Source organism: Paenibacillus tundrae (genome assembly GCF_036884255.1).
GTDB lineage: Bacteria > Bacillota > Bacilli > Paenibacillales > Paenibacillaceae > Paenibacillus.
In genome coordinates, this window is record NZ_CP145605.1 from 4,505,638 (window position 1) to 4,524,864 (window position 19,227).

Below are 19,227 nucleotides of genomic sequence, written 5' to 3' on the forward strand. Positions count from 1 at the left end.
ACCGATGAGCCAGCCTGCTGCTGTTTCAACAGGCTGGGCTACGACGCTGTGGAACGATTGTCACGATTTATACGGTATCTTATGTCAGTCCCGGCAGGTATGTGACAATCGCCCAGAACACACTTTAGCGGTGCACAGCGAGTCGCCGAATTTCATTCACAAGCACCTCGGCTGCATCGGGTTTGCCAAGCTGTTTGGATGCTGCAGCCATCTTCCTGCGAGCTCCCTCATCATTCATGATGCCAGCAATCGTTTCATAGAGTTTTTGACCCGTTAGATCCTTTTCCAACATCGTTATAGATGCTCCTCCACCTTCAAGCGTGCGAGCATTCGCTTCCTGATGATTGTTTGTTACATTTGGTGAAGGGATAAGAATAGATGGAATGCCAAGTGACGTAATTTCCGCAAGGAATGACGCCCCTGCACGATTCACAATAAGGGAAGTACAAGCAAGCACTTCAGGCATATTGTGTACATAAGGCAGTACGTGCAGATGATTAGGCATCGTGCCGAGCGAACTTCGGATCGCTTCTCTTGTTTCATCGAAATAGGTATCGCCGGTGACGTATACGACATGAACATCATCCAGCCCAGCTAACCTAGGCGCCATATCTACCATTGCTTTGTTGATTGCCTTGGCTCCGCGACTGCCCCCTACAACAAGGACAACGCGACTATCCATCGGAACCCCCAACGTAGCAAAACCGCGATCACGGCTTGCCTTAGCAACTGTCGTTGCACGCGGATTCCCTGTATAGATGACTCGTTTAGCGCCAGAGAATGCTTTTTCAGCCCCTTCAAAGCTAACCGCTACGGTATTCACATAACGTGTGAGGAACTTGTTAGTCAGACCTGGAATGGCATTCTGTTCGTGAATAATACTTGGAATACCTAGCTTGGCCGCAGCGTAAACGACTGGACCGCATACATATCCACCCGTACCAATAACGACATCAGGCTTAAATTCCTTGAGCATTTTTTTGGATTTGCTAACACCTTGAATAAATCGCATGACGGTCTTCAAGTTGTCGATCGACAGTTTCCTACGGAAACCTGTAATGTCGATGGATTGAAACGGAATATTTTCTTGAGGCACCAGTTTGCTTTCCAAACCTCGGGTTCCTCCAATATATAAAAATGTCGAGTCGGGATTTTCCGCCTCCAATTGCCTTGCTATGGCAACAGCCGGATAGATATGTCCACCCGTACCGCCGCCGCTTAGAACGACTCGCATCGTATTCACCTCGCATAACGGGATAAGTTTAATAAAATACCTAGAGCAGTAAGCATAAGCGTTAGAGACGACCCACCATAACTGATTAACGGTAGTGTAATCCCTGTAACAGGCATGAGCCCAATAACAACCCCGATGTTAATGATCACCTGAACAGCAACCATACCTACAATCCCTACACCGAGCAAGCTGCCAAAGGCATCAGGAACAGTCATTGCTACACGCATACCTCTCCAGACTAATACTAGAAATAAAAGCAAAACGATTAATCCACCGATAAAGCCTAACTCCTCGGCCAAAATAGAAAAAATAAAGTCCGTTTGTGGCTCAGGCACATAGCTATACTTCTGACGGCTCATACCTAATCCAAGACCCGCGAGTCCTCCTGGCCCAATCGCATATAACGATTGAATAATCTGATAACCTGCGCCCAGTGGGTCAGACCATGGATCTAGAAAGGCTGTAATCCGTTTCAAACGGTAAGGTGCCGCCGCGATCAATGCCGCAAATCCAGCCACACCACCCAAAGCGAGGAACATTAAATGTTTCATGCGTGCACCTGCCGTAAACACAATCAACATGGATGCCCCCATCATAACTGTGCCTGTCCCCAAATCGGGCTGCAGCATAATAATGCCAAATGCCAACCCCATCAATCCAAGTGGTGGTAACAAACCGGTGGTGAAGGTCTTGATTTTCCCAGGGTCTTTACTAAGCCAGTGTGCCAAAAACAATATCATGCCTAGCTTCATAAATTCGGAAGGCTGAATACCAAACGAACCAATGCCAAGCCAGCTCCGCGCTCCACCGCGGACAACACCAATGCCCGGAATCAGTACAGCAATCAGCATAATAAAACAGGCAATCAAAATCGGCTTCGCATACTTCCTCCAAACACGGTAATCCACATTTGCCGTTACAAACATAGCGGCAAGTCCAAGTCCTGCGAACAGCAGTTGTCTTTTGGCAAAGTAAAACGAATCCCCATAGTCGTGGAAAGCAAGCACCGAACCTGCACTGTATACCATAATAATGCCGATGGCAAGCAATGCCATAATACAAATCAGGAGCCAGAGATCTGGCGCCGGTCGCGACTGTTTCATCAGGAGGCCACCCCTTGCATGGAAGTAGGGGCTTTTCCACCCCCCTACTTACAAGTTATGCGCCGCCTCTTTAAAAATGCGTCCCCGCTCTTCATAGGATGCAAACATGTCCCAACTTGCGCATGCTGGTGATAAAAGAACTACATCACCTGGAGCCGCAAGCTTAGATGCTTCCTGCACTGCAGCGGTTAACGTCTTGGCAGCGTCCTCCTCATTATCGACGACCTTAATTTGCTTTAACCCAGCTAGCTCAGCTACATGAGCGATTTTTGCACGATTCTCACCGAGTGCAACAACTGCCTTTACTCGTTCCTGGAACAATGGTAAGAGCTCCATCATATCTGAACCCCGATCCAGTCCACCTGCTATAAGTACAACGGGCTCTTTGAAAGAATTCAGCGCCATAACCGTAGCTTTGGAATTGGTTGCTTTGGAGTTATTGAAGTATGTAGCACCGTCATGCTGCAATACATATTCCAGTCGATGTTCCACTCCCTTGAACTCCGTAAGAGGAGCTGCAAGCATAGCAGGATCGGCTCCAGCGGATACCGCTATAGCTACAGCTGCCAGTGCGTTCTCTACATTGAATCTGCCGGGAATACCAATGTTCTCCACATCAACAATCACATGACGATTACCTTGCTCATCCGCATAGATCACTTGACGCTTCACATCATCCTCTTCGCCATCCACATAAGGAGGTTCAGCATATACACCTACTTCTAGCGTCTCGGTCATGGAGAACGGCAGCAGTTTGCTCTTGATGTAGGGTACAAGTCCGCGACATACCGGATCATCCCAGTTCAGAATGGCGATATCATCCGATTGCTGATTGGAGAACAATTTGGCTTTGGAAGCCACATAATCATCCATATCCCCATGGTAGTCCAGGTGAGTCTCGGCTACATTGAGTAGACTAGCAATCCGTGGACGGAAATCGGTGGTACCTTTGAGTTGGAAGCTACTGAGCTCCACGACCATCCAATTATCGGCAGTGGCTTGTTGCGCTGCCTCGGAAAGCGGGGTTCCGATATTGCCAGCAACGATAGGCTGCAAGCCTGCATGCTGAAGCATCTTGCCTACCCATGTTGTCGTGGTGGTTTTCCCATTGGAGCCTGTAATTCCAATCATCGGAGCAGCACACAAGTGATAGGCAACCTCAACTTCTGTCACGACCTCAATACCTAAATTCAGTGCTTGCTGAACTGGTGGAGCTTGATAAGGAATCCCAGGATTCTTGACCACTAGCTTCACCTCGCTGTGAATCAGATCGTCCGGATGCCCTCCGCATACAACAGAAATTCCCAAAGCCTCCAATTCGGATGCTTCGGGACACTGTTGTCTTTCTTTTTTATCATTCACTGTGACGATTGCCCCAACGTGATGCAGTACTTTAGCTACCTGCACACCACTCTTGGCAAGTCCTAGTACTACAACTTGTTGTCCGCGATACGATTCAGGATGGTTCATGATCTACAACCCCTTGTTGAGATAAAGTCCAAGAGCGGCCAGAATTGCGCCTACCGCCCAAAAGGTAATTACAACTCTCCATTCAGACCATCCACTTAATTCAAAGTGGTGATGAATGGGACTCATTTTGAACACACGTTTGCCTCGTGTCTTGAAAGATATCACCTGAATAACAACAGATAGAATCTCAATCACGAACACACCGCCGATAATGACGAAAAGCAGTTCTGTCTTGGTTACAATAGCTACTGCACCAATGGCTCCACCGATCCCAAGAGAACCGGTATCTCCCATAAATACTTTAGCAGGATGTGCGTTGTATACAAGAAAACCAAGTACAGCACCAATCATCGCAGCCGCACACACCGCAGCAGGCATTGAAGTGGCTTGCATTGCAACAATGGCGAATGCTCCGAAAGCTATGGCGCTAATTCCGGATAACAACCCGTCTAGTCCATCGGTAAAGTTAACCGCATTGGTGATCGCCAGCATCATGAACACTACAAACGGATAATAGAACCATCCGGTCCAATCGAAGGAAACCGATGTCCCTGGGATAGAGATCGCCGTGCTGTGTCCATTTTGAATTAACAAGTAACACATCACTGCACTGAAGAACAACTGACCAAGCATTTTTTGTCTAGCTGTCAGTCCAAGCGAACGTTTAAATACGATTTTGATGTAATCATCTAAGAATCCAATCAGACCAAAGCCCAGTGTAGCTACAAGCAGGACATAAAAGTCTGTATTCTTAACTGCTGAAAATTTCAAAAATGCCAATGTGAACGCGAGCAAAATCACGACTCCGCCCATTGTAGGTGTTCCGCTTTTTTTGAGATGGCTCTGTGGGCCATCCTCCCTTACCTGCTGCCCGAATTTCATACGACGCAGCAATGGAATCAGGAGCGGTGCGGCAATCACCGCCAGAATAAATGAAACGCCGATTGTTAACAGTAATACCTGGAAATCCATGGGTTCACCCCTCTAGTCTACTTCATTTCTGTAATGGTGCTATTTTTAGTGCTTCGACCACGTCCTCAAGTTTCATCCCCCGGGAAGCTTTGAACAAGACAACATCTTTTGGCTGGAGCTTCTCCATAAGGTAACGGGTCAGTTCCTCTTTATTATCAAAAGCTAGAACGGCTTCCGCCGGCATATGCTGCTTAGCCCCTTCAGCGATACTTGCAGCAAGCGAGCCATATGTCAGTACCATATCCATCTTATCTGGAGTCACATACGCCCCAATGCCATAGTGGAGCTCTTTCTCTTGTGGTCCTAGTTCAAGCATATCTCCTAGTACAGCGACTTTGAAACGATATCCTCGTAAACTCTCAAGAACGTCCACCGCTGCTTTCATCGAGGTTGGACTGGCATTATAAGCATCGTTAAGTATCGTGAGCCCACTGGAGGACTGGAGGACTTCAATACGCATACCTGTGAGCTTTAATCGAGATAACCCCTCAGCAATCTGCTCCGATTTCACTTCGAAGTGACGCGCGACAGCAAGAGCTGCCAGACAATTCACTACATTATGAGTACCTAGCAGTGGAAGCGTATAGGCTGCTTCTGCCGATTGTTTACTCGTAAACACAACGCCACTCGGAGCATTCATGATGCCTGTTGGATAATCATCGTTATCGGTTTGAAGTCCAAATGTAACTCGCTGCATGTTATTTGGCTTTATCGTTGATGGTTCAGCCAGCACTTGAGCGATTAACGGCTCGTCTCCGTTGTAGATCAACACACCGCTTGGCTTCATACCTGCTGCAATTTCAACTTTGGCTCTAGCAATCTCCAAACGAGATCCCAACTGAAGAAGATGAGATTCTCCGATATTCGTAATGATTGCCACATCAGGCTGGGCGATTTTGGATAGTACCTCAATTTCTCCCCGTCCACTCATGCCCATTTCCAAAATAATAATTTCGGTGTCCTCGTTCATGGAAAGAACGGTCAGTGGCAAACCGATATGATTATTAAAGTTACCTTGCGTTTTGTGTACTTTGTACGTCGTAGACAGAACCGCATCCACAATATCTTTTGTTGTGGTTTTACCATTACTGCCGGTAATGCCTACAACGGATGCACGACTCTCGTTCAGATAAGCTGAAGCAAGCGCCTGTAGTGCGAGTAGCGTGTCTTCAACAAGGATGATCGCTCCTTGAGGAGCAGTCCCATGATCCTTTTGCCATAGCGCAGCTGAAGCTCCTGTCTCTAAACAGGTTGGCACAAATTCGTGCCCGTCAAACCTCTCACCCACAAGCGGAATAAACAAGCTACCGACCGCTCGCTTACGTGAGTCTGTATATACGCCTTCTACAAGCGTCTCACCATATGCGGTAGCGTCACACAACGTTCCTCCGCACATCTCCGCCAATTGTGCCAATGTTCTTTTTATCAATTGGATTTGCCCCTTATCGCTTCTTTGGCTACGATTCGATCATCAAAGTCGGTTTTGGTTGTGCCGATAATCTGATAGGTTTCATGTCCCTTGCCCGCAATCAATACTACATCGGCTGGGCTTGCCATTTCAATAGCCTCATGAATAGCCTGACGTCGATCAACAATCATAACATAGCGATCCGCAGGAACGGATTCCTCAATCAGCCCTTGCTCAATGTCTTTAAGAATCAGGTCAGGATCTTCTGTCCGTGGATTATCAGAAGTGACCAAAACGATGTCGCTGTATTTAGCAGCAATTTTACCCATCAACGGCCGTTTCGTACGGTCCCGGTCGCCACCACAGCCAAATACGCAGATTACACGTCCTTCAGCAAATTCTTTGACGGTTCTTAATACATTCTCCAGTCCATCCGGTGTATGTGCGTAGTCTACAATGACTGCAAACGGTTGTCCCTCATCAACTGCCTCTACACGTCCATCTACCCCTGGCACAGTCTCCAGGCTACGTTTGATTTCTTCAAGAGGAATGCCCTCAATGAGTGCTGCAGCAATTGCAGCCATGGCATTATACACATTGAATTTACCAACCATACGTAGCGAAATGTCCGTGCTGCCTGCAAATGTATCCACATGGAATGCTGTACCCTGAGAAGTAATCGAAATTTGGGATGCACGTACGTCTGCATTGTCGCCCATACCATATGTAATCACTTCAGCCGCCGTAACAGAAATGAAATAAGCCGCTGCCGGATCATCCGCGTTAATGACCGCAAATTTCCGTTTGGAAGCTTCTTCGGCATAACCATTGCCTAGGCGGGCAAAGAACAACCCTTTCGCTGCGCGATATTCTTCCATGGAATGATGGTAATCTAGATGATCCTGTGTCAAATTGGTAAACACCGCTGTGCGGAATTCCGTTCCTTTTACACGACCCTGTTCAAGAGCATGAGAAGAAACCTCCATGACGCAGCACTGCGTACCCGATTGTACCATATCATTCAAACTCCGCTGCAAATCAAGTGCTTCAGGTGTTGTGCCTGACATTGGATAAGTACGGCCGGCATAACGCATTTGGATCGTACCGATCAAACCTGTATTTTGCCCATAGTCGCTCATGATTTTTTCGATCAAGTACGTGGTCGTTGTTTTACCATTCGTTCCTGTTACTCCAATCATATTCATCTTTTGACTTGGTGAGTCAAAAAAGAAATCAGCAAGCACAGCCATCGCTACTCGGCTATCTCTCACAAGAAGCTGTGGCACGGGTAGATCGAGTAGACGTTCCACAACTAGAGCTACAGCTCCTGCCTGTACAGCTTTCTCTGCATATTCATGCCCATCCACGGTATGTCCCGGAAGACAGATAAACAGATCTCCCGGTTGTACCTGACGAGAATCTGTCTGCAAGTTTAAGCACTCTGTATTGGGTTCACCATTCAGACGAGCAGTTATAAGTTTTGATGCAAGTTGTTTTAAGAGCACATGGATAACCTCACTTCTCAAAGTTTACTACTTCTGTATATGTCTTTATTATACTATCGTCATTATAACCAATTAATGAAACGCATCTCGATCCATTTTGTTGCGGTCAGGCCTTGATTAAGACTCAAGGCTCCTGACCTTCTTCTGCTGAATGATTATGGGCATCGTTGAGGACATCGCCCATATATATTCGTATAGTTGAACCTTGATCAACACGTGCTCCAGGCTTGGGTGCTTGATTAATCACATATTTCCCGCTGCCGGACTTTGCGAGCATGAAGTTCATATTCAGATCCTCATACAAGTCTTCAACGGTCGCGCCTGTTAGATCAGGTACGGTCACGATTTTAGTTTCACCATATTTATATTCTTTGGCCACTTGATCCTTACGTACAGGAACCTTCATATAGTGAAGGGCATCCTCCAAAATATTCTGTACGATCGGCGCCGCGACGACACCACCAAATTGGATCCCCTTAGGATTATCTACCGCAGTGTACACAACAATCTGTGGGTCATCAGCTGGGGCGAAGCCAATGAATGATACAATATGTTCACTCGAAGAATAACGACCATTTATAACCTTCTGTGCCGTTCCTGTTTTACCACCTACACGATAGCCATCAATAAAAGCTGGTCGGCCGGTACCTTTTGCCACAACACTCTCCAATGCTTCACGCACTTGTTTGGACGTGTTCTCCGAGATGACTTGTCGTACTAGCTCTGGCTTAGCTTCCTCTATCACTTCACCTGTCTCGGGATGAACCCACGCCTTCGTAACATAAGGCTTGTAGAGCTTACCGCCATTAATTGCAGCAGACACGGCTGCAACTTGCTGGATCGGCGTCACAGATACACCTTGACCAAATGCAGTGGTTGCCAGCTCTACAGGCCCTACGCGTGAGAGCTTGAATAGAATACCACTCGCTTCACCACTAAGATCGATGCCCGTTTTGGTTCCGAATCCAAAGTTTTTAATATACGAGAAGAGTGATTCCTTCCCTAACTTTTGACCCAAAGCTACGAATCCCGGGTTACAAGAGTTCTCGACAACCTGTAAGAATGTCTGACTCCCATGCCCGCCCTTTTTCCAACAGCGTAACCTTGCACCGCCAACCTCTACATAGCCTGGATCAAAAAACTGATCCTGCTGCAGATTCACTTTCTTCTCTTCCAGCGCTGCTGCTAATGTGATGATCTTAAACGTTGAACCTGGTTCATATGTCATCCAGATTGGCAGATTGCGGTTATAAATCTCGGCAGGATACTGTTGATAGTCAGCAGGCTCATATCCTGGTCTACTTGCCATCCCTAACACTTCACCTGTTTTGGGATTCATCGCTATGGCAAGTGCGGAGTTTGCTTGAAACTTGACCATCGCCTGATCTAACTCTCGCTCCATGATTGACTGAATGGATTTATCAATCGTCAATTCCAGATTCAGCCCATCCCTCGGTTCCACATACTTCTCAGATGAGCCCGGCATTAGCCTTCCGGCCGCATCGGACAAGTAGGACACGCTGCCGTTCAAGCCATTGAGCTTATCATCATACTTTTTCTCTACCCCAGTTAAACCTTGATTATCGATCCCAGTAAACCCAAGAATATGAGCAGCCAGATCCCCATAAGGATAAAAGCGTTTATTGTCTTCTGCAACAACGATACCCGGAAGCTTCAAATCACGGATGCGTTGAGCTTTATCCATCGTAATTTTGCGGCCGCCGGGCTGTAGTCTGACAATAAGTTCTCTTTTCTTGATGGTTGCCAGCACTTTCTCTTCCGTCATGCCTAGCAGTGGAGCAAGTGCTTTTGCGGTGACCTCTGCTTCCTTCACCTGGGCAGGAATAGCCATAATGGTCGGGCTCGTCACATTATAAGCAAGTGAGGTTCCATTCCGATCCAGAATCTCTCCCCGTTTTGCCGAATATGGAATATTCCGACGCCACGATTCCTCCGCCTTAGCCGACAATTCTGGCCCCTTTCCGAGTTGTACATATGCCAGCCGTATAACCAGAGCCGAAAACAAAAAGATTAAAACAACTAAACTCCATAACAGCCTGCGCCGTAAATTTACACTTGATCCCTTCACGAAAAAGATCCCCCCACTCGTCCCAAAATCATGACTTTCCTTACATTCATGAATATTCGGGACAACCAGGGGTTAGAACAAGCTCTATTTTAAATGCTATCGCGTGTTATGGAAGTGAACTGTCCACCTGTTTACCTTCGGACGATTCGGATTCACTTGAAGATGCATCATTCTGATTGGACTGATCCGCCTCTTCGCCCTGCCCAGTAGCATCTGATTTTGAATCTTCGGCATTCTTATCGACTGCCGCGTCCGAAGAATCAGGAGCATCATCTGCAATACCCGTGACAGCCGCCTTGGCCGGTTGAAGTACCAATTGAACCGTACGCTGCTCACCTGATATCTGCTCCGTCTGTTTCACCACAAAGCCTTCTCCCTTAACGGTTACACCTACTTTAATTAAAGAGAGAACTTCAAGTGCATCCCGGAGAGAGGAACCCTTCAGATCCGGAATCTTCATCTTACTGCTTTCTTCCGTCAGCAGGTAGATGCGTTGTCCAGGATTCATTAAAGACCCAGCAGCTGGATACTGACGTATTACATTCTCACCTTGGCCTAATGTTTCATAGGCAATACCTGCATTCAGCAATTGACTTCTAGCTTGCTTCGCTGTTTTGCCAATCAGATCAGGAGCCTTGGATTGAATGACAGGAGCAACTTTAGTTTTACTGTTCCCCGTTGAAACTGTTTCTTTGGGAATTCCCCAGTATTGAAGAGTTTGGCTAACAATTTTCTTAAATACCGGAGCGGCGGCAGTTCCGCCTCCAATGTTAGCACCGCTTGGTTGGTCGATAAGAACCAACATCGCGATTTTGGGATTGTTCACAGGTGCGAATCCAATGAAGGAAACGACATCCTTTGATTTGCTATATTCCTTGCCATCCCATTTTCTGGCTGTACCTGTTTTTCCAGCTACTCGATATCCTTCAATATAGGCATTTTTCCCTGTACCAATTGTTTGGTCAGCCACAACCTGTTCTAAATAACCACTCACAAGTTTGGAAGACTCTTTAGAAATAACCTGGCGAACTTCCTTCGGTTTAATAACCTCTGTCGTCCCATCATTCGGATTAATGATTTCTTTAACCAAATGAGGTGTCAGTAGCTTCCCGCCGTTGGCAATCGCTGAAATAGCTGCCACCTGTTGGATCGGTGTAACTTGCACGAGACCATGACCATAAGCAGCCGTTGCAATCTCTGACTTATACACCAGTGGTTTAATTGGTGAAGCCGACTCGCTTGGAAGATCAATGCCTGTCTTCTTACCGAAGCCAAACTGGTCAATATAGTGACGTAACCGATCACCACCCAGCATATTATAACCGAGGTTAACAAACGCAATGTTACTTGAACGTTTTACACCCTCCAAATACGAAATCCAGCCATATGCATGACCATTATCACTGATCGGATAACCGCCAATATAAACCCGTTTCGATTCAAAGGTCGCATTCGGATCGAATAACTTCTCTTCAACTGCGCCTGCTAAAGTGACAATCTTAAACGTGGAACCTGGTTCATAGATTGACTGTGTCGCATGGTTAATAAAGTTTTTCTGATCCGGCGTCTCACCATACGTATTCGGGTTAAAGGTTGGCCAGTTCGCCATACCTAAGATTTCCATAGTATTAGGATCTGCTGCAATGACAGTCATACTTAGCGGATTGTATTTAGCCACAGCTTCTTTCATGGCATCTTCAATATAATATTGAATCGTATCATCAATCGTAAGTTTTAACGTTTTACCATTCTGTGGTGGCAGATACGTATCCTGAGATCCTGGCAGTTTAATGCCTTTGGCATCCTTTTGGTAATTCAAATGCCCATCCGTGCCTGTCAATACATCATCATAAGACACTTCGAGTCCGTTAACCGCTTTTCCATCACGATTCATATAACCTAGCAGATGCGAAGCAAGTGTCTCTTCTGGATAGTAACGCTTCGATTCCTGTGTCATTACAATAGCATTTCGTGCCTTGTACTTTTCCTGCAACTCTTCCCGAAACTCATTCACTTTCGCTTGGAGGTCAGGTCCAATCTTGTACCCCTCACTGCGCACTTCACGTTGGGCGTAGAATCCGCCATTATCTGGTTTTTTCGCTGTAACGATCGCACGCATTTCACTTTCATTTTTACCTAGTATAGAAGAAAGTCTACTTGTAACTTCATCCTCAATACCTAGCTCATTAATTAGCAGAGGGTTTACAGATACGGTGTATGCAGGCGCATCCGTTGCCAGTATATTTCCGTTTCGATCTGTTATTGAACCTCGACTGGCTTTAATCGTCTGTTCACGCTCAATCAATCCGGAAGCTTCTTCTGTCCAGAAGTCTTTGTTCACAATTTGAATAAAGAAGATTCGAATCACTAGTACAAGAAAAAAGAGGGTAATACATCCCCCTATAAGTAGCGTGCGCATTTTTATTCTTTTTACCATCGGTACACCTCTTTACTTACTTTGCTGTATCCGAAGAAGACCCCGCGTTAGTTGAACGTGGTACATAAATAACGTTTTTGTCCGTCGCTTCAACGTAACCAAGTTCACGTGCATGTTCGATTACCAAATTGTTTAATTTCTCACGTTCCACTTGTAAATCAGCAATCGTTTTCTCAGCTTCTCTAACCTCGGATAACGTTGATTGTGCTTGTTTGTTCAGATCATAGATCTGAGCGTAACGTGACATCATTACGCCGCCTACAACGATTACTGCCACCAAAGTGAGTAAGTATAGAAATTTTTCACGTGCGGGAAGTCCGGTACGACGCGTCACTACTTTGGTAGTTTCCTTGTATCGTTGCTGGGTCACACGCTGTTGAGACGCTTTTTCTTTTACAGCCAGATTACCACGTGTATATGCCATGCATAGGCTCCTCCTTCACTCTTTAAGTTTACAATTTCTCTGCTACGCGCAGTTTGGCTGAGCGTGCACGGGAATTTTCAGCTAGTTCTGATTCCGTAGGAATCATAGGCTTCCTGTTGACTAAACGCAACGTTCCCTTACCGCCACACACGCATAAAGGGAAATCGGGAGGGCATGTACACTTCTCCAGATAACTGCTAAAAATCTGTTTGCATATCCGATCTTCAAGCGAGTGAAAGGTTATGACAGATACGCGTCCACCTGGTGCCAGGCATCGAACGGCCTGATGCAAGCCTTCCTCAAATGCACCTAACTCATCGTTAACTGCAATTCGTAGAGCCTGAAAACTTCTCTTAGCAGGGTGCCCACCGGTACGACGAGCCGCCGCAGGGATCCCTTCCTTGATTAACTCGACAAGCTCACCTGTCGTTTCAATAGGCGATTGACTTCGCTTATCTACAATGACACGTGCGATTCTTCTTGAGAACTTCTCTTCACCATAACGATATAGGATCTGAGCAATTTCATTCTCTGGCCACTCATTTATGATTTCTTTGGCAGTCAAAAATGCATCCTGATCCATTCTCATATCGAGTGGAGCATCATGATTGTAACTAAATCCACGTTCTCCTTCATCAAACTGCGGTGAGGATACACCTAAATCGTACAAAATGCCATCGACCTGTGGTACACCATCCTTCTGTGGAATGTCCAGTTCCTTTAGGACTTGTTCCAAATCACGGAAGTTGGTTTTGACCAATGTTATACGGTCTCCATAAGCAGCTAACTTCTCACGTGCATTATCCAAAGCCCAATCATCCTGATCCAGTGCGATCAGACGTCCCCCTGGACCAAGCTTGGAAGCAATTACGGAACTATGTCCGCCACCGCCTAAAGTGCAGTCCACGTATATACCGTCCTGCTTGATGTTTAATCCCTCTGTTGCCTCTTCTTTGAGTACGGTTATGTGGTGAAACAACCTGCACCCCTCCTGACTTTATAAATCAAAATTAAAATCGACTAGCTTTTCGGCAATGTCGTTGAATACTTCTTCTGATTGATTAAAATAATTCTCCCAGATGTCTTTACTCCAGATCTCTACCCGGTTCGATACGCCAAGTACAACACAATCCTTGTCTAGTTTGGCATATTCCCTTAGATTACCCGGCAAATTTACCCTACCCTGTTTGTCCAAATCACATTCAGTCGCACCAGAGAAAAAAAATCGAGTAAATGCACGCGCATCTGACTTCATTAAAGGTAGTGCTTTGAGTTTCTGTTCCATGACCCCCCACTCTTCCATAGGGTACACGAAAAGACATTGATCCAACCCCCGTGTGACAACGAAAGACGGCCCTAGAGATTCGCGGAATTTGGCAGGGATAATAACCCGCCCTTTATCATCAATGCTATGTTGGAACTCCCCCATAAACATTGGCCCACTCACTCCTCACCCGTTTCTCCCACTTCGCCCCACTTTCCACCACCTAAGCATAATAGATTCGCACTAAAAAATCAAAACCCTTCTTACTTGCTTGATTTTTTTTCATTTTAGCAAGTAAAAAAAACGCCTCTGACCCTGCAACTCAGGATCAAAGACGTTTCCTTCTACGGGCAAATGAATATTTACCCGATTATGAGCCATATCATCAATACACTATTGTAGACCGTTTGAATCAGTTATTCAGCTTGTAATTACTGGGAATCGTTTAGAATTTCCAGCTGTCCAGGTATTTTTCTTGCTCCGCGGAGAGTGAATCAATCGTAATATCAAGGCTCTCAAGCTTATAGCTAGCCACTTGTTGATCGATTTCATACGGTACATTGACCACGTTTTTGCCAAGACTTGCATAGTTCTCACTCACATAGCGCAAACCGAGCGCTTGAAGTGCAAACGTTGTATCCATGATCTCAGCCGGATGGCCATCAGCCGCCCCCAAGTTCACAAGACGACCTTCAGCTAACAAGTACATCTTACGTCCATCTTTGAAGCGATATTCTTCAATGTTACGACGAACTGTGCGAATAGACTCGGAACGTTTAGCAAGCTCAGGCTTATTCACTTCGACATCAAAGTGACCTGCATTACTTAGGATTGCACCATCTTTCATTACATCATAATGCTCACCTGTAATTACGTCTTTGTTTCCTGTAACTGCGATGAAGAAATCACCGATCTTCGCTGCTTCCACCATCGTCATCACACGGAATCCATCCATGTGCGCCTCTACCGCTTTGATTGGGTCAATCTCGGTTACGATAACATTCGCTCCGAGCCCTTTGGCACGCATAGCTACACCTTTTCCACACCAGCCATAACCTGCAACAACGACGTTCTTCCCTGCAACGACCAGGTTGGTCGTACGGATAATTCCATCAAATGCAGACTGACCCGTGCCATAGCGGTTATCGAACAAGTATTTGCAATAAGCGTCATTAACTGCAACCATCGGGAATTGCAATTGGCCTTCTTTCGCCAATGCTTTCAGACGAATAATACCTGTTGTCGTTTCCTCTGCACCACCACGAATCGTTGCAGCCAGGTCAGGACGTTCTGAGGCAATAATCGTAGCAAAGTCGCCACCATCATCAATGATGAGATCAGGCTTCACTTCAAGAGCGCGAAGTTGAAGCTGTTTGAACTCGGCAGGTTCTGGATTGTATTTTGCATATACCGTTACGCCATCTTCAACAAGCGCGGCACACACATCATCCTGCGTGGACAATGGGTTACTGTGGGTAATCGTCACTTCTGCCCCACCAGCCTGAATCACTTTAGCAAGATAAGCCGTTTTGGCTTCAAGGTGAAGGCAGATCGCAACTTTGAGTCCTTTGAATGGAAGATCCTGCTCAAATTGACGGCGAATCCGGTTTAAGACAGGCATGTGCGCCTCGACCCAATCAATTTTCAAATGTCCTTCTGGAGCAAGCCCCATATCTTTCACGATACTATTTTGCAGCGCGGGTGTTGTCATTACAGATCCTCCTTAGATTGTATTCCTTCTATTATAAAGAGCATTACAGTCTGATCACTTGATGTTGCCCACGGAATTCACGGTGATCTTGAATCAATTCTTCAATCCATTCGGTTCCGAAGCGATTCAGATAATAGAGCGCATTGTGCACGCGTTCTTGTGGTTTATTCATTGGGAAAAGAGCATTTTGTATGCCATTCCAATGACTAAGCCCCACCTGATGTTTAAGTGAAATCGCTTTGTTCGTCTGGTTTTGCAGATACTGAATTTGTTCGTTGATCTTTCTTAAATTCGTATCACAGATTCGATCTAGACCGGGATGAATTGCCGTAATTTGCTCAATCAAAGGACGATAGATATCAGCAATCGCCTGACTAGCCTGGCTGAATTGTTCTTCTACCTGAAATGTCTCTTGACCAGCAAGCCACTGATCACGTTTTTCTTCGAGATGGTACTGCACATCTTGGAAAGAAAGCCCGTACTGATTCATATGTTTCTGATGAACATCCTCAAGGATGGTAAATGACAAACGTGGTAACAGAATGGGCATCTGAAGACCAAACTGTGTAAATGCAGTGCGTGTCAAACCCCAATAGGAGATCTCACCTTGCCCCAAAATAACAGCGATAACAGGCAGGATTGAATCCTGCATTAACGGACGAGTGAGTACGTTATTACTGAATCTCTCGGGATGTTCTGCCAGCTCTTGTAACAAGCGTTCTTCTGAGAAGGAAACCAGACCTTTCCGATCCGTGTATAGACCGTCCTTCAAAAGCAACAACAGGCGTGCTCCTCCATGAATGTAAAACAAGTTGGCACCGTCATCTGCAACTTCTGCTGGCATGTCGTAGCCTGCTTCTTTCACTAATGAAGCTCCGTGAAGATAAGCCTCACGCAATATATCATTTTCACGAATGATCCGTTCAAAAACGGGTTGCTCTAATTGGCGAAGATCCGGCGAAGCAGCATCCATCAGGATAAGTCCACTTTTGCCAAACAACGCAGCAATCAATCGAGCAAAAGCATCACTAAGATTGGAACTTGAGTTATGGATATCAACCAGCAGTTTCATTAAGTTCGGTTTATGTACCGTGTCAGGTAATAGATGCTCTACCTGCTCAATTGAAGTCATCCACTGTTCTGTGTCAACCTTCACGTTACTGACCGAATCACGCCCCTCAAAGCGTCCATGCAGCTTCAGCTTCACGATATCGCCTTGGGTATCCGGTAAATAGGTGTGGTTAACCTCATCCCAGTCATGATCTTCTCCCGCAATCCAGAAGACGGGTACAACCGGGCGCTGTAATCTAGTCTCAGCTTCACGCGCAGCTGCTACTACACTGGCTGCTTTGTAAATAACGAACAAGGGTCCTGTCAACAATCCACTCTGTTGACCCCCTGTGACTACCAGCGCATTCTCGTCAGCTAAACGATCGAGTGATCGTTGCACAGCATCATCAGGGTTTAATCGCTTATTATATATACGTAGATATTCTACTAAGTCCTGACGGTTAATACGTGTGTCTTCCGATTGGTCGAGCCATTCGGCACGTCTGTCCAGTTCAGATTCCCAGTGAATGTCATACTCATAAAGGCCACGCGCAGCATCACGTGAACAGATGTAGTCTTCTGCAAGCCGTGATCCGCTGCGGAGCGCCTCTGTAACACCTTTCATGAGGTCTGCCTCCTATTCTGCTTCAAAGCCTTTCTTGATTGTACCGAATCCAATGCCTCTTCGTCAAAAGAAAGTCACAAAAACTACAAAAAAACCGCCGAACAAGTCGACGGTTTAAGATACATAGATAAGTCCAGTTACAATTGGTTTATACGTAAGGCTCTGAAACCCAATGACCTTTGGAAACTTCAATTAATTGAGCATTTTCCAGGTTATAAGGATCGTTTACAGGGCCACTACCTGCATTCTGGATTGGGCCAGCTTGCTCATCCGGCAACAAAATACGACGTTTGTTTGCTTCAACTTCCGGATCAGGTACCGGAATTGCTGACAGCAACGTTTTCGTGTATGGATGGATCGGATTAGCATATAGCTCTTCACTTTCAGCAAGCTCAACCACTTTACCCATATACATAACCGCTACGCGGTCACTGATATGTTTAACCATGGACAAGTCATGCGCAATAAAGAGATATGTCAAGCCAAGACGTTGTTGGAGCTCTTCCAACAGTTTAACGACTTGTGCTTGGATCGATACATCCAATGCAGACAATGGCTCGTCACAGATGATGAATTTAGGGTCTACAGCCAAGGCACGGGCAATCCCGATCCGTTGTCTTTGACCACCAGAGAATTCATGTGGGTAACGAAGCGCATGGCTAGGATTCAAGCCTACCAGATCAAGCAGCTCTTCAACCCGTTTTTTACGCTCAGCCCGGCTGGAAGCCAAACCGTGGATATCTAGGGATTCACCGATAATATCCATAACGTTAAAACGAGGGTTCAAGGATGCATATGGATCTTGGAAGATCATCTGCATATCTTTACGCATTTCTTTCATCTTACGCGGAGACAGCTTGTAGATATCTGTTCCGTTAAAGTTAACACTTCCGCCAGTTGGTTCATAAAGGCGCAGAATAGTACGACCTGTTGTAGATTTACCACAACCAGATTCGCCTACAACACCAAGTGTTTCGCCTTCAAAAATATCAAAGCTAACATCATTAACCGCCTTAAGAATGTTACCTTTACCCAAATTGAAGTATTGTTTCAAGTTCTTCACTTGAACTAGCGGCTTGTTGGCACCTTTGATAATACCAGCCGGTGCAGGTTTTTCTTTCTTAGGCTCATCCAAGCGTGGTAGAGCGTTCAACAACTTGATCGTGTATGGATGTTGAGGATTGCTAAAGATTTCGGCAGTTGTTCCTGTCTCAACCACTTCGCCTTCCTTCATAACTACGACACGGTCACACATACCAGCAACTACACCAAGGTCATGGGTAATCAGCATGATCGATGTTCCGAGCTTTTGTTGCATATCCTTCATAACGTCCAGAATCTGCGCCTGAATCGTTACGTCGAGTGCTGTTGTTGGCTCATCCGCGATAAGAAGAGATGGACGGCACGCCAGCGCGATCGCGATCATCGCACGTTGACGCATACCACCAGAGAATTGGTGTGGATAATGATTCATGCGAATAGCCGCATTTTTGATTCCCACGAGCTCCAACATTTCCAGGGCGCGTTTTTCTGCTTCTTTCTTGGACATATTCTGGTGCTTACGCAGAACTTCAGTGATCTGTTTACCTATTTTAATTGTAGGATTCAATGAAGTCATTGGATCTTGGAAGATCATACCGATATCTTTACCACGAATGGCTTCCATTTGTTTGTCTGTTTTATTTAACAGGCTTTGCCCGTGAAAAGTAATTTCTCCACTTTTGACCTTCGAAGGCGGGGAGGGAATCAACTTCATGATCGTTTGGGCGGTAACACTCTTACCACTACCCGATTCACCAACGATCCCCAACGTCTCTCCTTTGCCAAGTTCAAAACTTACATTTTTAACGGCATCAAATTCTCCAGAACGTGTCGTAAAGGACACGCTCAAATCTTTGACTGTTAAAATCGGCTCCATTAATCCCACCTCCTATT

The 19,227-nt window shown here is 45.9% G+C and carries 14 protein-coding genes; all 14 read right to left on the bottom strand.

Annotation, left to right across the window (positions count from 1 at the left end; all coding sequences use genetic code 11):
* Nucleotides 1-124: 124 nt before the first annotated feature.
* Nucleotides 125-1,234 (bottom strand): undecaprenyldiphospho-muramoylpentapeptide beta-N-acetylglucosaminyltransferase, encoded by a 1,110-nt coding sequence (gene murG, locus V6W81_RS20255; RefSeq protein WP_145045599.1) that lies wholly within the window; start codon nucleotides 1,232-1,234, stop codon nucleotides 125-127.
* Between the two features lie 5 nt (nucleotides 1,235-1,239).
* Entirely contained in the window at nucleotides 1,240-2,337 is a 1,098-nt protein-coding gene (gene spoVE, locus V6W81_RS20260; RefSeq protein WP_145045601.1) for a stage V sporulation protein E, read from the bottom strand.
* Between the two features lie 48 nt (nucleotides 2,338-2,385).
* Entirely contained in the window at nucleotides 2,386-3,807 is a 1,422-nt protein-coding gene (gene murD, locus V6W81_RS20265; protein ID WP_338540179.1) for a UDP-N-acetylmuramoyl-L-alanine--D-glutamate ligase, read from the bottom strand.
* A 3-nt stretch (nucleotides 3,808-3,810) separates the two neighbouring features.
* Nucleotides 3,811-4,779, bottom strand: a complete 969-nt coding sequence (gene mraY / locus V6W81_RS20270; RefSeq protein WP_056696140.1) for a phospho-N-acetylmuramoyl-pentapeptide-transferase — start codon at nucleotides 4,777-4,779, stop codon at nucleotides 3,811-3,813.
* A 22-nt stretch (nucleotides 4,780-4,801) separates the two neighbouring features.
* Nucleotides 4,802-6,205 carry a UDP-N-acetylmuramoyl-tripeptide--D-alanyl-D-alanine ligase gene (locus V6W81_RS20275; RefSeq protein WP_338544035.1) on the bottom strand — a complete coding sequence of 468 codons (1,404 nt, stop codon included), beginning with the start codon at nucleotides 6,203-6,205 and terminating at the stop codon, nucleotides 4,802-4,804.
* Nucleotides 6,205-7,692 (bottom strand): UDP-N-acetylmuramoyl-L-alanyl-D-glutamate--2,6-diaminopimelate ligase, encoded by a 1,488-nt coding sequence (locus tag V6W81_RS20280; protein WP_338540180.1) that lies wholly within the window; start codon nucleotides 7,690-7,692, stop codon nucleotides 6,205-6,207. Before V6W81_RS20280 ends, V6W81_RS20275 begins: the two co-directional genes overlap by 1 nt.
* A gap of 124 nt (nucleotides 7,693-7,816) precedes the next feature.
* Nucleotides 7,817-9,781, bottom strand: coding sequence for a stage V sporulation protein D (locus V6W81_RS20285; protein ID WP_056696136.1), 1,965 nt, complete (start codon nucleotides 9,779-9,781; stop codon nucleotides 7,817-7,819).
* Between the two features lie 106 nt (nucleotides 9,782-9,887).
* Entirely contained in the window at nucleotides 9,888-12,218 is a 2,331-nt protein-coding gene (locus V6W81_RS20290; protein WP_338540181.1) for a penicillin-binding transpeptidase domain-containing protein, read from the bottom strand.
* A gap of 16 nt (nucleotides 12,219-12,234) precedes the next feature.
* On the bottom strand, nucleotides 12,235-12,642 hold the full coding sequence (locus V6W81_RS20295; protein ID WP_145045621.1) for a hypothetical protein: 408 nt from the start codon (nucleotides 12,640-12,642) through the stop codon (nucleotides 12,235-12,237).
* 28 nt (nucleotides 12,643-12,670) lie between these two features.
* The gene (rsmH, locus tag V6W81_RS20300; protein WP_338540182.1) at nucleotides 12,671-13,621 is read right to left on the bottom strand and encodes a 16S rRNA (cytosine(1402)-N(4))-methyltransferase RsmH; all 951 of its coding nucleotides are present in this window, start codon (nucleotides 13,619-13,621) and stop codon (nucleotides 12,671-12,673) included.
* Between the two features lie 18 nt (nucleotides 13,622-13,639).
* Nucleotides 13,640-14,077, bottom strand: coding sequence for a division/cell wall cluster transcriptional repressor MraZ (gene mraZ / locus V6W81_RS20305; protein WP_145045895.1), 438 nt, complete (start codon nucleotides 14,075-14,077; stop codon nucleotides 13,640-13,642).
* A 274-nt stretch (nucleotides 14,078-14,351) separates the two neighbouring features.
* Nucleotides 14,352-15,617 carry an adenosylhomocysteinase gene (locus tag V6W81_RS20310; protein WP_056696126.1) on the bottom strand — a complete coding sequence of 422 codons (1,266 nt, stop codon included), beginning with the start codon at nucleotides 15,615-15,617 and terminating at the stop codon, nucleotides 14,352-14,354.
* Nucleotides 15,618-15,660: 43 nt separating this feature from the next.
* Complete coding sequence (gene bshC, locus V6W81_RS20315; protein WP_338540183.1) at nucleotides 15,661-17,292, bottom strand: bacillithiol biosynthesis cysteine-adding enzyme BshC; 1,632 nt, start codon at nucleotides 17,290-17,292, stop codon at nucleotides 15,661-15,663.
* A 148-nt stretch (nucleotides 17,293-17,440) separates the two neighbouring features.
* Nucleotides 17,441-19,210 carry an ABC transporter ATP-binding protein gene (locus V6W81_RS20320; RefSeq protein ID WP_056696122.1) on the bottom strand — a complete coding sequence of 590 codons (1,770 nt, stop codon included), beginning with the start codon at nucleotides 19,208-19,210 and terminating at the stop codon, nucleotides 17,441-17,443.
* Between the last annotated feature and the right edge of the window lie 17 nt (nucleotides 19,211-19,227).